General features: G+C 68.4%; 15 protein-coding genes. 6 read left to right on the plus strand and 9 right to left on the minus strand.

The window, feature by feature from the left end:
- Positions 1-5: 5 nt before the first annotated feature.
- Positions 6-602 carry a TIGR03086 family metal-binding protein gene (locus SNAS_RS11190; RefSeq protein WP_013017530.1) on the minus strand — a complete coding sequence of 199 codons (597 nt, stop codon included), beginning with the start codon at positions 600-602 and terminating at the stop codon, positions 6-8.
- Between the two features lie 174 nt (positions 603-776).
- Here SNAS_RS11190 and SNAS_RS11195 point away from each other — a divergent pair, with 174 nt between their 5' ends.
- A complete protein-coding gene (locus SNAS_RS11195) occupies positions 777-1,349 on the plus strand; it encodes a SigE family RNA polymerase sigma factor (protein ID WP_013017531.1) in 573 nt (190 codons plus the stop codon).
- Complete coding sequence (locus SNAS_RS11200) at positions 1,346-2,392, plus strand: hypothetical protein (RefSeq protein WP_013017532.1); 1,047 nt, start codon at positions 1,346-1,348, stop codon at positions 2,390-2,392. The genes SNAS_RS11195 and SNAS_RS11200 overlap by 4 nt, the downstream gene beginning before the upstream one ends.
- Before the next feature lie 66 nt (positions 2,393-2,458).
- Here the strand turns inward: SNAS_RS11200 and SNAS_RS11205 are convergent, their stop codons facing one another.
- The 3 genes from SNAS_RS11205 to SNAS_RS32675 form a co-directional block, all read right to left on the minus strand.
- Positions 2,459-3,721, minus strand: a complete 1,263-nt coding sequence (locus SNAS_RS11205; protein WP_013017533.1) for an SGNH/GDSL hydrolase family protein — start codon at positions 3,719-3,721, stop codon at positions 2,459-2,461.
- A gap of 181 nt (positions 3,722-3,902) precedes the next feature.
- The gene (locus SNAS_RS11210) at positions 3,903-4,481 is read right to left on the minus strand and encodes a dihydrofolate reductase family protein (RefSeq protein WP_013017534.1); all 579 of its coding nucleotides are present in this window, start codon (positions 4,479-4,481) and stop codon (positions 3,903-3,905) included.
- A gap of 62 nt (positions 4,482-4,543) precedes the next feature.
- Entirely contained in the window at positions 4,544-5,359 is an 816-nt protein-coding gene (locus SNAS_RS32675) for a S1 family peptidase (RefSeq protein WP_052304978.1), read from the minus strand.
- A 109-nt stretch (positions 5,360-5,468) separates the two neighbouring features.
- Here SNAS_RS32675 and SNAS_RS11220 point away from each other — a divergent pair, with 109 nt between their 5' ends.
- The gene (locus SNAS_RS11220; RefSeq protein ID WP_013017536.1) at positions 5,469-6,515 is read left to right on the plus strand and encodes a s-methyl-5-thioribose-1-phosphate isomerase; all 1,047 of its coding nucleotides are present in this window, start codon (positions 5,469-5,471) and stop codon (positions 6,513-6,515) included.
- A gap of 91 nt (positions 6,516-6,606) precedes the next feature.
- Positions 6,607-7,200 carry a DedA family protein gene (locus SNAS_RS11225; RefSeq protein ID WP_013017537.1) on the plus strand — a complete coding sequence of 198 codons (594 nt, stop codon included), beginning with the start codon at positions 6,607-6,609 and terminating at the stop codon, positions 7,198-7,200.
- On the opposite strand, the gene SNAS_RS11230 is transcribed toward SNAS_RS11225, so the two are convergent.
- From SNAS_RS11230 to SNAS_RS11245, 4 genes are all read right to left on the minus strand, one after another.
- Positions 7,187-8,167, minus strand: a complete 981-nt coding sequence (locus SNAS_RS11230; RefSeq protein WP_013017538.1) for a hypothetical protein — start codon at positions 8,165-8,167, stop codon at positions 7,187-7,189. The two genes, SNAS_RS11225 and SNAS_RS11230, sit on opposite strands and share 14 nt — an antisense overlap.
- 103 nt (positions 8,168-8,270) lie before the next feature.
- Entirely contained in the window at positions 8,271-9,398 is a 1,128-nt protein-coding gene (locus SNAS_RS11235; RefSeq protein WP_041624768.1) for a hypothetical protein, read from the minus strand.
- 110 nt (positions 9,399-9,508) lie between these two features.
- Positions 9,509-10,726, minus strand: a complete 1,218-nt coding sequence (locus SNAS_RS11240) for an MFS transporter (protein WP_013017540.1) — start codon at positions 10,724-10,726, stop codon at positions 9,509-9,511.
- On the minus strand, positions 10,723-12,207 hold the full coding sequence (locus tag SNAS_RS11245; protein WP_013017541.1) for an FAD-dependent oxidoreductase: 1,485 nt from the start codon (positions 12,205-12,207) through the stop codon (positions 10,723-10,725). The genes SNAS_RS11240 and SNAS_RS11245 overlap by 4 nt, the downstream gene beginning before the upstream one ends.
- Before the next feature lie 102 nt (positions 12,208-12,309).
- Between SNAS_RS11245 and SNAS_RS11250 the strand changes: the two genes are divergently transcribed.
- Entirely contained in the window at positions 12,310-12,651 is a 342-nt protein-coding gene (locus SNAS_RS11250) for an ArsR/SmtB family transcription factor (RefSeq protein WP_013017542.1), read from the plus strand.
- 68 nt (positions 12,652-12,719) lie between these two features.
- Positions 12,720-13,070 (plus strand): ArsR/SmtB family transcription factor, encoded by a 351-nt coding sequence (locus SNAS_RS11255; protein ID WP_013017543.1) that lies wholly within the window; start codon positions 12,720-12,722, stop codon positions 13,068-13,070.
- Here the strand turns inward: SNAS_RS11255 and SNAS_RS11260 are convergent.
- On the minus strand, positions 13,067-13,462 hold the full coding sequence (locus tag SNAS_RS11260) for a DUF1801 domain-containing protein (RefSeq protein ID WP_013017544.1): 396 nt from the start codon (positions 13,460-13,462) through the stop codon (positions 13,067-13,069). The genes SNAS_RS11255 and SNAS_RS11260 overlap by 4 nt on opposite strands.
- Between the last annotated feature and the right edge of the window lie 26 nt (positions 13,463-13,488).

Below are 13,488 nucleotides of genomic sequence, written 5' to 3' on the forward strand. Positions count from 1 at the left end.
GCGGCCTAGACCTCGCGTCCCAGCCAGGCCGCCAGCCGGTCGGCCGGGGAGGCGTTGGCGGGAGCCGGTTTCACGGTGTCGATGATCGACGGCGTGCGCGCCGGTTCCCCGAACTCGGCGAAGGCCGTCTTCCAGCTGCGGGTGGCGGCCTCGGCCAGGTCCGGCACCAGGTCGGTGGACTCGCCCAGGGCACGGGCGAGATCCCAGCTGTGGGCGATGAGTTCGTTGAGGACGTGCTGTATCACCACCGCGCCGGGCTGTTCGCCGATCGGCGTCGGCATGACCTCGGTGAGGAAACCCGGCCGCCGGAACGCGGCCCGGGCCCGCGCCGACCACTTCACGAACGCCGCCGACGAATCCGGATAGGTCCGCTGCTCGAACGGCGGAACTGTCTCGCGCTCGGCGACGATGGCGTAGCGCTCGTTGATGAAAGCGAAGTGGCACAACAGTTGCCCGACGTTCCACTCCCGGCACGGGGTCGGGTTGTCATATCTGCCGCCCGCCGCCCGGAACAGTCCCCTGTCCATGGTGATGACACGGTCGTAGGCGCTGAGCAGGTCGGGGACGGTCACGAATCGGTCCACGAAATCCGGCTTCGTCATGCGGACCACCCTGGCACAACCCCCGGCCCGCTGTCAGTGCGACGTCGGTGAAGATCGCATCCGGGCCCGATCTCGTCGGACACACCGGCAACCCCGCCGTCCGATCCTGCGTCTTGATTACCAGTTCTGAAACCCCGGAGACCTCACTTGGAGCATTTTGTGGAAGGAAGCGCGATGACCGAACCGCTGCTCGCCTCGCGCGACGCGGATCCACCCTCGGCTTCGGTCGCGGCGCGGGCCCAGGAGTTCGAGTCGTTCGTCCGCGACCGCAGCACCGCGCTGCTGCGGACGGCGTACCTGCTCACCGGTGACCCGCACCTGGCCGAAGACCTGGTGCAGTCCGCCCTGGCCCGGACCCACGGCGCCTGGAAGCGACTGCACGAGACGGGCAACGCCGAGGCGTACACCCGCAAGGTCATGTACCACCTGCAGGTCAGCTGGTGGCGCAAACGCAGGGTCGCCGAATCGCTGTCGGAGGTGGTGCCCGACCAGTTCGTCGCCGACGACACCAACTCGCTGACGGCGTTGCGCCTGACCCTGCACCAGGCGCTGCTGCGGCTGACCGCCAAGCAGCGCGCCGTGATCGTGCTGCGGTTCTTCGAGGACCGGACCGTCTCCGAGACGGCCGACATCCTCAACTGTGCGATCGGGACGGTCAAGAGCCAGACGGCCAAGGGGCTGGCCCGGCTTCGCACCATCGCACCCGACCTGAACGTTCTGTACACAGAGGAGGGAGAGCTGCGATGAACAACGAGTTTCGCGAGCACCTCACCGAACTCGCCAACAAGATGAACGGAATCGACATGTACGACAACGTGCTGACGGCGTCCCGCAAACGCACGATCCGGCGAACCGTCCTGGCCGCCGGTGCGGCCGTGGTGATGGTCGGCGGGCTCGTCGGCGTCGGACTCACGGTACTGCCGAGCGCGGACGCCGAGCCGCCGCCGGGCGACGACAAGAAGGGCGAACAGTCGCAAGGCATCCCGGGGCAGCTGTACTACCCCGACGACGACGGGAACTACACGATCGTGGAAGACGGCGAGAACGTCGGCAACCCCTGGGCGAAGGACTCCACGATCTCCCACGACGGCAAGATGGCGGCCTGGCTGGAGGAGTCCAGCGGCTTCCTCATCGCGGACGACGCGGAAGGCACCGTCTACGGCCAGTTCCCGCCCGGCAAGAAGGATCTGGGGGTCGACAACCCGTGCGTCCGGCCCACCTGGTCGCCGATCGACGACCAGCTGCTGTACGCCGTCGAGATCGACGGCGACGCGACCAAGCTCCAGATCCAGATCCGGGACGTCTCCACCAGTGAACTGACGGCCAGCTTCCCCGCCGACGGCGCCTGCAACTTCAGGTGGGCCGCGGACGGCACCGGGCTGGTGGCGCAGAAGGGCTACCAGGGCGACATGGTCGCGATGGACGTCGACGGCTCGGGACGGAACGAGTTCAGCGTCGAGAGCCAGGGCGCGGAGGTCTCGCTGTTCAGCGTCTCGGCGGGCACCAAGGAGATCTGTGTGGCACAGGGTTTCCAGCACAGCGACGACGAACCGTACTCGCGAACCTGCAACACCACGGTCGATCCCGAGACCGGGCAGGTCGGCGGCTCCGTCTCCGGCGGCGGAGGTGTCGACGCGGTGCACTACACCGCCGACGGAAACACCCTGATCCGCAAGAGCACCGAGAACGGCATGAGCGTCACCCTCTACGACGCGAAGCGCGGAGTGCTCGCCGAGTACAAGGAACCCGAGGAGTACGCCGACTACCGGCTGGCGCAGTACCTGCCGTAACCGCGACCGACCATTGACGACAATTGGCCCGGGCCGATATGGCCCGGGCCAACCGTTTGTCGCTACCTACAGGTCTTCCAGGTCCACGGCCTCGGCCATCGCCTGATACCCCGCGTCGCTGGGGTGCAGGTGATCCCCGCTGTCGTAGGCCGGGTCGAACACGTCCTCGTCCGTCGCGGAACGCACCGCCTTGTCGAAGTCGGCGACGGCGTCGAACTCGCCCGACTCGCGGATCCACTCGTTGACGGCGTCGCGCACGGCCTCGCCGCGTTCGCTGTAGTGGGCGTGGCCCTTCATCGGCGACAGGGTCCCGCCGATGACCCGCAGCCCGGCCTTGTGCGCGCTGTCGATGATCGCGGAGTACTCGGCGATGATCTGTTCGGCGGTGACCTCGGGGTTCGGCTGGAACACCGGCTCGTCCCGCTCGGGGAACCCGATGTCGTTGATGCCCTCGGCCATGATGAGGGTGCCGATGCCCTTCTTGTCGAGGACGTCGCGGTCGAAACGGGCCGTGGCGTGGTCGCCGAAGTTGTCCGAGTCGGTCACCACCCGGTTCCCGCTGATCCCGGCGTTGAGCACCGCGCGCGGGTCACCGGAGTCGGCCAGCCGCTCGGCGAGCTGATCCGGATACCGGTTGTCGGCGTCCACGGTCGAATCCACCCCGTCGGTGATGGAGTCCCCGAGCGTGATGACGCCATCCTTCTTCTTGTCCGCCACCACTTCCAGGTCCGACAGGTAATACCAGGAGTCATCGGTCTCGGTGAAGGCGGCGCCGTCGGCGTCACCGGCGTGATCCCCGGCGGCCCGGTACGACGTCGCGAGACTCTCGTCATGGAACGTCGCCGGACCCGTCGCCTCGGCGAAGTACAGCGTCACGGTCACCGACTCCAGCGCCGACACCTCGAACCGCACGGCGTCACTGGTGAGCTCCTCACCGGCAGGAACGGCCGCGCTCTTACCGCCGTCGAAAGTGAGCGCCCGCAACGAATCCGCGTCCACGGCGGCACCATCCCCACTGGACGCGACGGTCGCCGCGGTCACCCGCAACGGCCGGTCACCATAGAGATTGGACAGTGTCACGCGGGCCTTGTCGCCACTGTCGGTGGGCCGCACCACCTGCCGCACCGTGTGATCGGCGAACCCGTCTTTCGACCAGTTCGGTTTGAAGTTCGCACCGGGCTTTTGCTGCGACGTCGTCCACGCGCCGCTCCAGCCGCGATCCGCTTCGTGCCTTTCCGCCTGTGCCGGGCCGGTGAAAAGCGCCAGGGAACCGGTCGCGAACGTCGCCGCCACGATCGTGGCGGCGAGTCGTTTCTTCCATGGGGTCATGAGTTCTCCTTATTCTGTCCCGCTTGTCGTTACACCGCAGCGAACCCATAGTCAAGAGACATCGCACCGTGACACCTGGACATCGGGGTGAACACGATCCGGCCCCGGCCTTACACACGCGACAACAGCTGACGCCCCCGTCCGACCCGGACGGGGGCGCCCAACGCGTGCGTCAGTCGACTCAGCCGTGCAGCGTCGGCCGGTAGACGAGCTCCTGAATGTGCCCGTCGAGCGTGCGGCTGTCGATCAGCTCCAGGTCGAAGTCGGCCGCGCCCTTGAAGATCGGGTTGGCGCCGGTCTGTCCGGTGATCACGGGGAACAACGTCACCTGAACCCGGTCGACCAGACCGGCGCCCAGCAGCGCCCGGTTCAGCGACAGGCTGCCGTGCGAACGCAACGGCACCGTGGACTCCGCCTTGAGCCGCCGGACGATCTCGACGGCGTCGCCGCTGGCGACCTCCGCGTCCGGCCAGTCCAGCGGACCCGTCAACGTCGACGACACCACCGTCGCGGGCAGGTGCCGCATCCGCGTGACCCACGGGTCGCGCACGTCGGAGTCCTCGGTGCTCTCGGCCAGCATCTGTGCGAAGTCCCGATACGTGTTGGCCCCGAAGACCATCCGCTGCTCCTCGTTGTAAACCGCGAGCCGGTGCTCCAACAGCTCGGGCCCCTGCTTGCCCCAGTAGCCGGTCCAATCGCCTCCGGCGGTACCGAAACCGTCGAGGCTGCAGAAGAAATCGAAGGTGTAGGTGGCGCTCATGGTGTTCTCCTCGAACAAGATTCGTCGGGTTTGTCAGTACAGACGACGCGCCCCGGCGAAACTCATCGGCACGCGGGAGGTTTTCCACCGGCCTCGTCGACCGCCGCCCTGATGTCGTCGATCTGGGCACCGACGCTGGCGTAGACACCCGGCTCGGGGGTCTCGTAGCAGTCGGACCCCCAGCTGACGATCCCCGCCAGCACGGTTCGTCCGTCCACCTCGGCCATGAGCGGTCCGCCCGAGTCGACCGGGCAGGCGTTGACCTCCTCGCCCTCCAGCTCTCCCGCGCACAGCTGGGTCTTCGGGAAGAACTCGCTGTCCTCGTTCAGCGCGCCGCATTCCGTGTCGTCGATGTACGGGACCTCGGCCCAGCGCAGGTCCGGGGACGGAGCGGTATGTCCCGTGACGCCCCAGCCAGCGATCTCGAACGTCGACCAGTCCTCGTCGTCCGTCGCCGCCAGCGGCAGCGGCTCGGCATCGGCGACAGGTTCGGCGAGTTTCACTACCGCCCAGTCGTATTGGAGGTCGTGGTCGTAGCCCTCGGCGACGACCACGTCGGCGATCGCGTACCTGTCGGCCTTCGCCAAGGTGACGTCGCCATGCCGGACGACGAGCTCGGCGGGGGAGAGGTCGTCGAAGCAGTGACCGGCGGTCAGGACGACATCGTCGGCGATCAACGTGCCGCCGCAGTAGCCCACGTCGGGCTCCTCGGCCGTCGTGATCGCGGCCATCCACGGAAACCGGCCGTCCTCGGCGAGCTGTCCTCCGGCGATCTTCGACTCGACGTCACGCGCCTCCTCGGCGGAGACGTCCGTGGCGGCCCATACGACCGCCACCGCGCTGGTCACGACCGCCACGCCCGCGACCAGACGGCTCACGGTCCTTCGCTGCTTGTCCACGAAACAAAAGACGCGAATCGGACGCGCCACGGTTGACAGGGCACCGCGTCGACCGTGCCAAAATCACACCGACGAAGGGAGCACGCCAATGGCGGAGTCATCGATCCACGTGCCGGTGCCGACGTTGATCTCGCAAAGCGTCCTGATCGAGCCGGACGCGGTGCGCATCCTCGACCGGCGGGTGTTCCCGTTCGAGCGGACCTGGGTGTCGTGCGCGACCTACCAGGAGGTGGCCCAGGCGATCGAGGACATGGTCACCCAAAGCAACGGTCCACTGTTCGCGGCGGCCGGGGGCATGACCCTGGCGGCGCGCGCGGCCGACGCGCTCCCTGGTGAGAACCGCCGCGCGTACCTGACCGAGGCCGCGGACCGGCTGCGGGCGACCCGGCCGACCCACAATGGGATCCGGGAGGTCGTCGACGCGATCCTGCGGGCCGCTGAGCCGTCGCTGGCCGCGCGTGAACCCGTCGCCGAGGTGGTCGAGCAAGCCGCCGTCGCCGCCGGTGACCGCCACTTCGCCCGCTGCCGACAGCTCGGGGAGGCTGCCGCCGAACTGCTCGACGACGGCGACACCGTGCTGACGCACTGCTGGGGCGAGTCGTACGTGACCGAGCCCGTCGCGGCCGCGCTGCGAGCGGGCAAGCGGCTGCGGATGGTGTGCACCGAGACCCGGCCGTACCTGCAGGGCGCCCGGCTCACCGCGGAGTCACTGGCGGAGATGGGCGTGGAGACCGTGGTGGTCACCGACGCGATGCCCGCCGAACTGATGAGCCGCGGCGAGATCGACAAGGTCATCACCGGCGCCGACCGGGTCACCATGGACGGCCACGTGATCAACAAGGTCGGCACGCTGCAGATCGCGATCGCCGCGCACGCCTTCGGCGTGCCGTACGTGGCCGTGGTGACCGCCCCCGACGCGCAGGCCCCCACCCCCGAGGCGGTGCCGCTGGAGTACCGCGACGGCAACGAGGTCCTGCACGCCCTGGGACACCGCACCGCGTCGACCCGGGCCACCGGCATCTACCCCGCCTTCGACGTCACCCCGCCCCGCTACGTCAGCACCGTCGCCACCGACCGGGGCCGGTTCTCGCCCAACGACCTCGCGTCCTACTACAACACCGACGCCCCGGACTGAACCCGGCCGCGCGCGACACCGACACCATCGCGTCACGATTTGGCATCCGCGTTCCTCGACCGGGCCGAACCCGTGGCACGCTTGGGCCACTATGTGGCCCGACATCGATCACCTCCTCGCCTCACCCTGGGTGTACCTGGTGGTGATGGCGTTGATCATGTGCGATGTCTACCTGCCGGTCCTGCCCAGCGGCACCAGCCTGATCGTGGCCACCGTCTACGCCCACACCGGAGCCACCAACGAGCTGGCGCTGCTGGGGTGCGCCGCGCTGGCCTCCACCACCGGCGACTGGCTGGCCTTCCGGCTGGCCTCGCGCGGATCGGGCCGCCTGCGGGCCCGGCTGGCGCGCCGACCGAGCCTGGCCCGTGCCGACGACCGGCTGCGGTCGATGCTGCGGCACCACACCGGACGCAGCGTGGTGTTCGCCCGGTTCGTCCCGGCGGGCCGGTGCGTGGTCACCTTCGCCTGCGGCAGCGATCCCGACATCTCCGCGCGACGGTTCCAACCCTGGTCGGCGGTGGCGGCGATCTGCTGGGCCACGTACACCGTCGGACTGGGTTACCTCAACGCACTGTTGTTCCACACCACCTGGATCAGCGCGGTGGTCGCGGTGGTGGCACTGTTCACCGTCGGCATGCTGCTGGCCCGTACCCGCCCCGCCACCGAACTGGTCAAGAGCTCCTGACCGCGGCGGTCACCATCGCACCCAGCACGGCGAGCACCAGAACGTACGTCATCACGTAGGCCGCGAAGAACAGGAACGCCAGCGCCAGTACGGCGATCGCCAGCACACCCACCACGATGACCACGCAGGTGCCGACGACCAGACTGACCACAGAGGTCACCGCGGCGCCGGTGGTGGCCGAGGCCAGGTTCACCACGCCTCGCGCGCCGCCCGACACACCACGGGGCGCGGGCAAGACCAAACACAGTAGACCCAACGCCGCGAACCCGACGATGCCGGGAACCGTACTCAACAGCTTGGCCAGTTCCCACAGGATCGCCACGGGCTCATGCAGAGTCCACACCTCGAGCGCGTGCTGAAGCCACTGCGGCCCCCGCCCGAACGGCCCCGCCGCCACCTCGGGCACGGCCTCGTAGAGCGCGCGCCAACCGACGAGGATCGCCGTGACCACGACGATGAGGACACTCCACACGCCGCGACGAGCCGCTGGCGTCCACGACGTCGCGTCGCTGGAAGGCCGGTACGTCGACACGACGACCCCGACGATGCCGCAGACGGCCGCCGCGACACCCACCGGACCCACCATGAGAACCAGCGTGTACAGCGGCGTCGTCACCATCCACACGACGTAGTTCTGCCCGGCCGACTCGGGCAGGGCGTAACCGAGCCACAGGTAGAACCACAGGCCGGATGCGGCCACGCCGAGCAGAACCGTGACCACCCCACGGAAGTCCGGTCCGTCCTCAGTGGCAGCACCGATCGTCGTGCTTCGTCGCCTCGACACGAAATCGACGACCACACTCAACGTCATCCACGTCAGCACGACGCCGCCGATGTTGAGCGCCACCGCGAGCACCAACGCTAAGCCGAACCCACTGTCGGCCTGCTCCACCCATGCGCATTCGGATTCCCCGACGCAACGGAAAAGCTCCATCAGGTTGCGCCAGGCCGAGATCTCAGGTTCCATTGCCACCCCAACGAACTGTCCAAAAGATACGCGGGCTAGCCGGTGGCGCCGCAGGATCGACGGTATCCGTCGGTTCAGCGGCTACGCAGGGGATTTGGTCCCGTCATCGGTGTCGATGGTGATGCCAGTAGTCGTGAAGCAGGGCGAACGCCTCGCGCACCGGCATCGGGGTGCCGTCCGTCGGTCGCGGGTAGGAGCCGTTGGGGTGCGCCCGAAAGCGCGGCTGGATCAGGATCAGTTCCCCGATCGGGATCTCGACGCCGGGGCGGCGGTGGTACACAGTGGTGGGTCCGGTTTCGGTGCGGGCCTGGATCAGCCATTGCCCCCAGGCGTGTTCCAGCTCCAGGCCGTGGATCCGCGACCACGGCAGCCGCTGGCGACTGAACCCCAAGCTACGGACGAGGGTGATGCCCCGCGAGGTGACGATGGTGCCCTCCCGCGTGCGCGCCACGAAGTACGCCACCATGATCGCCGTGAACACGGCGACCAGGCTGAGGAACCAGGTCCACGTGATCGGGGAATCGCGACGACTCCACTTGATCACCATGTAGACGGGGAACAGCAGCACCATTCCCGTGGTCCACAACGCCACTTCGGACACGAAGCGGCGGTCGCGAAGCAGACGCCGCTCCACGGGCGGGCTCGCCGAAACCGGCAGCGGCGCCTGGGCGTCCACTGTCGGCGAAGCGGGCTGTCGCGCCGTGATTCGCGCGTGCGGGCCGACGTGGCCGCGCCAGTGGTGTTCGATCACGGCACACGCCGAGCGGAACGGCGGCGCCGCCCAGTCCGGCAACACCGCGGAGTCGACACTGCCACTCGAACCCAGGATCGGGCCGTCGTCGCCGTAACCGCGCAGCTGGTATGTGAAGAGCACCAGTTCGCCACCCGCGACGTCGGCCCACAGCACCCACCGGCCGTCGTCCTGTCCCATTGCCAGACCGCGGATCTCCGTCCAGCCGACGCGTTGTGACGACCACGCCCGCACGACCTTCACACCGCGTTCGTCCACGATGGTTCGCCGACGGATATAGGCCACGCACGCGACCGTGCCCGCCAGCGACACCACCGCCGCGCCCGCCAGCACGAGTCGCCACGGCTGCTCCAGTTCCAGTCCGTGCAGTCCGGCCACGCTCAAGACCACCGCCGCCAGCAGCAGACCGCCGCCGACCCGCAACGCCATCCACAGGTGACCGGGGTTGCCGAACCAGTAACGTCCGAAACGCTTCCGCATTGCCATCCCTTGTCGACTCCGTGTTGCTCCCGTCCGTGTGAGTCTCACACCGCGACCGCAACGCCACCTCGCAATTCCGTGCCACGATTCGGGACGCGGGCGGACGACCGTCAGCTGGCTTGTCGGGGAATGGTGGCCGTCGCGGCGACACCGGCGGCAGCCGCCAGCACCGCCATGGCGATGAACAGGGCCTGATAGCCGCCCAAGGCGTTGACCAGCAGCGCCCCGGCCCACGGAGCGGCGGCCATGGCGATGGTCGACGGGGCGCTGTAAGCGCCGTACAGGACACCGAAGTTCCTTGTGCCCCAACGATCGGACACGGCCGTGGCCTCCAGCAGCGTGAAGATCCCCCTTGTCGCTCCGAAAGCGATCGCGGCGGCGATGAGAGCCGCGGCCTGGTGGGCGGTGACGGCCGTGAGGACGATCGTGACGGCCGCGGCGACCAGCACGGCGACGGTGCGGAACCGAATGCTGGTGCGGGCGGTGAGACGGGCGTATCCGATGCGGCCCAACAGTTGTCCGGCACCGCACAAACCCAGCGTCCAGGCGGCGAAGCTGGTGGAGGCACCTCGGTCGGTGAGCATGGGGACCAGGTTGACGGTGGCCGCGAACAGCGCGAAGGTCGCCGTCGTCATGACGAGCACCAGGGTCAGGAACGCCGGTGAGCGCATGATCGCCCGGTTACCAGTGGTCCGCGAACCGGGCTGGTCGTGCTGCGGATTCCAGGGCACCTTGAGGAAGCGGGCGTGGACGGGAATGGTGACGACGGCCAGAAACGCCCCGAGGATCAGGTAGGTGGTGCGCCAGTCGACCCGGTCGACCAGGAACGCGGCGACGGGCGCGAAGACCGTACTGGACAGCCCTGCCACCAGGGTGACCGTGGTGAGCGCCTTGACGCGATCGGGCCCGTACCAACCGGTGATGGCGGCGAAGGCGGGCTTGTAGAACACGCAGGCCTGCGCCAGCCCTGAAACCGCCCACGCGGCGGTGAACCACCACGGGTTCGGGGCCAGCGCGATCCCCGCGATCGCAACGACACCGACAACCGATCCGACGGTCATGACCGGACGCGGCCCGTACCGGTCCAGGAGCCGACCGACCGGGATCCCGGCCAGCGCCGACACCCCCAGTCCGACCGAGAACGCCCCCATGACGACGGTCGTCGACCAGCCGGTGTCGGCGGTGATCGCGACCAGCAGCACCGGGAACGCGTAATAGAGGATGCCCCAGCTGGTGATCTCGGTGACGCACAACGCGACCAGACCGCGCCGCCGTCCCGCGATCGCCTGAGCGGTCGGGACGGCGGCGCTGGTTTCGGTGGCGCTCATACGGTGGCGGGTTCGCCGCCGCAACAGCCGCCCGCCGGCGCGGCCTCCTGGACGACCGGAAGCGTCGCGCCCTCACCGGAGTAGCCGTGCAGTACACCGGTGGTCAGTCCACGCGGCGCCGCAGCCGTGCCGCACGACGACCCCTCGTCGCCGGTCCCGCAGCCGCCGGACGCCTCGGCGAAGGTGACGTTGCCGTCGGCGTCCTCGACGGTGGGACTGGAGGAACACACCCCGGTCTCGGGCAGTTCAAGGTGGACCTCATCGGCGGCCTCGCGGTCCCCGGCGATGGCCGCGACTATCGAACGCACCTGCTCGTACCCGGTGGCCATCAGGAACGTCGGGGCCCGGCCATAACTCTTCATCCCGGCGACGTAGAAACCCTCGTCGGGATGGGCCAGCACCCGCTCGCCGTGCGGCGGAACGGTTCCGCAGGAATGGAAGTTCGGGTCGATCAACGGCGCCAACTGACTCGGTGCCTCCACCGCCGGATCCAGGTCGAGCCGGACCTCGCGCAACATGTCCACATCGGGCCGGAACCCGGTCGCGGCGACCACGACGTCGACGTCGAGTTTGACCGGCTCGTCACCGGACCGCCCCACCACCGCCAGCGGGCCGTCCGTGGCCGGTTCGAAGCGGTCGATGGTGAAGTTCTTGATGAGGGTGAGCCTGCCGTCGGCGACCAGCTGCTTGACCCGGGTACCCAGCTTGCCGCGCTCCGGCAGCGCGTCGGCGTCGCCGCCGCCGTACAACCGCGCCGCCGACCTCCCGCGCACCACCCACGTGATCCGGGTGCCCGGCGCGACCTCGGCCAGATCCGCCAGGGCGAGCAGCGCGTTGGCCGCCGAATGTCCCATGCCGACCACGAGCGCGTGCCTACCGGCGAACCGCTCGCGATCGGCGCCCAGGATGTCCGGAAGCGCACCCGCCATATAGGACGAGGCCTCGGCCTCACCCGGAGCGGGCAGACCGTGCGCCCCCAAGGGATTCGACTTCCCCCACGTGCCCGACGCGTCGATGACCGCCCTGGCCACCACGTCGCGGTACTCACCGGCACCGGTACGGGTACGCACCAGATACGGCCGTCCGTCCCGGCCGACGGTGCGGGTCTTGTCAATCCCGTGCCGCGCCACCGCCACCACCCGGGTGTCGAAGTGGACATGCGGCGCCAACCGAGGCAGTTCCGCCAACGGCTTCAGATAGTCGTCCACCAGTTCGTCGCCGGTCGGCAGGTGCGCCGCGTTGGGCGCGCTCCAACCCTCGGCCTCCAGCAACCGACGCGCGGCGGCGTCGATGTTGAACCGCCACGGCGAGAACACCCGCACATGCCCCCACTCACGGATCGCGGCGCCGGGACCGAAACCGGCTTCCAGGACCACCGGGGTGATGCCGCGCTCCACCAGGTGCGCGGCCGCCGCCAACCCGACCGGCCCGGCGCCGATGACCACCACCGGCTCGGCGGAACTCTGCTCGTACTCAGACATGACGTCCTCCACGGACTCGGGGAATGAAGCCAACTGACTTCAACAAACGCAATTAATACCAGTAGATCCTGTTGATGACAAACTTCGTGCCATAATGGGTTCATGTCCCCGACGCTGCAGGCACAACCCGACGCCGCGATCACCGCCAAGGCCCGCACGCTGGCACCTCAGCTGAAGGCACTGGGGGATGAGACCCGGCTGACCCTGCTGTTGCTGCTGGCCGAGCGCCCCCGCAGTGTGCGCGAACTCACCGACGCCACCGGCCTGTCGCAGACCCTGGTCTCGCACCACCTCACCCCGTTGCGCGAGCAGGGCCTCATCACCGCCACCCCCAAGGGCCGCAGCAACATCTACTCGGTGTGCTGCGACGAGATCGCCGTCCCGGTCCAGATGCTCGCCGGTCTCGCCGACACCGCTCGCGGCTGCGAGACCGGCTGCGCCTAGCTCGGACACCGCGCGACCTCCGATCGCGAATTGACGGACTCTCCTTCATCTATTATCGTCGATTATCGATGAAGGAAAATCAAGAGCCGGCCATCGACCAATCCCTGGCCGACGAATACGCCAAGTGGTTCAAGGCTTTGGCCGACGGCACCCGCATCCGCATCGTGTCCCTGCTGGCCCGACAGTCGGCCCCCATGAAGGTGGGCGACATCGTGAAAGCCGTCGACATCAGCCAGTCGACCGTCTCGCACCACCTGAAGATCCTGGCCCAGGTCGGATTCCTCATCGCCGAACCCCGCGCCACAGCGGTGTACTACCGCATCAACTCCGCCTGCGTGACCGCGTTCCCCACCGCGGCCGACGTCATCATGGCCCGCCCGCCGACAACCCCAGCGGGCGGGACCACGGATGCCTGCTAGCCGGCGGCCTTGATCCTCCGCCAGCCACCGTTGCGATTGTTGGCGATGATCTGCCGGAACATCGCGACGAGCGCCTTCTCGTTGATCGGTTCACCCTCCCGGATGGCGATCTGGCGAGCCGTCTTGTTGTCGTGCCCGTGGGTGATGATCCCCTCGGGATCGGGAACGATGGCGCCGTCGTACAGGAAGACGTTCACGTGGTCCTTCGCGGCCAGCAGCGCACAGACATTGCCCTGCAACACGAAATACGGGCGGACCTTGAACTTGACGGTCTCTTCGACCTCGGGGTCGGCGGCGTGCACGAGCTCGCGCACCTTGCGGCAGATGTCCTGCTTCCACTGCGGCAGACCGTTGATGTAGTCGTCGACACGGGTATCTGTCTCATAAGTCATGACGCGTCCTTCGATGGTTTGGAGTC

This window comes from Stackebrandtia nassauensis DSM 44728, from assembly GCF_000024545.1.
In the GTDB taxonomy this organism is placed as follows: Bacteria; Actinomycetota; Actinomycetes; order Mycobacteriales; family Micromonosporaceae; genus Stackebrandtia; species Stackebrandtia nassauensis.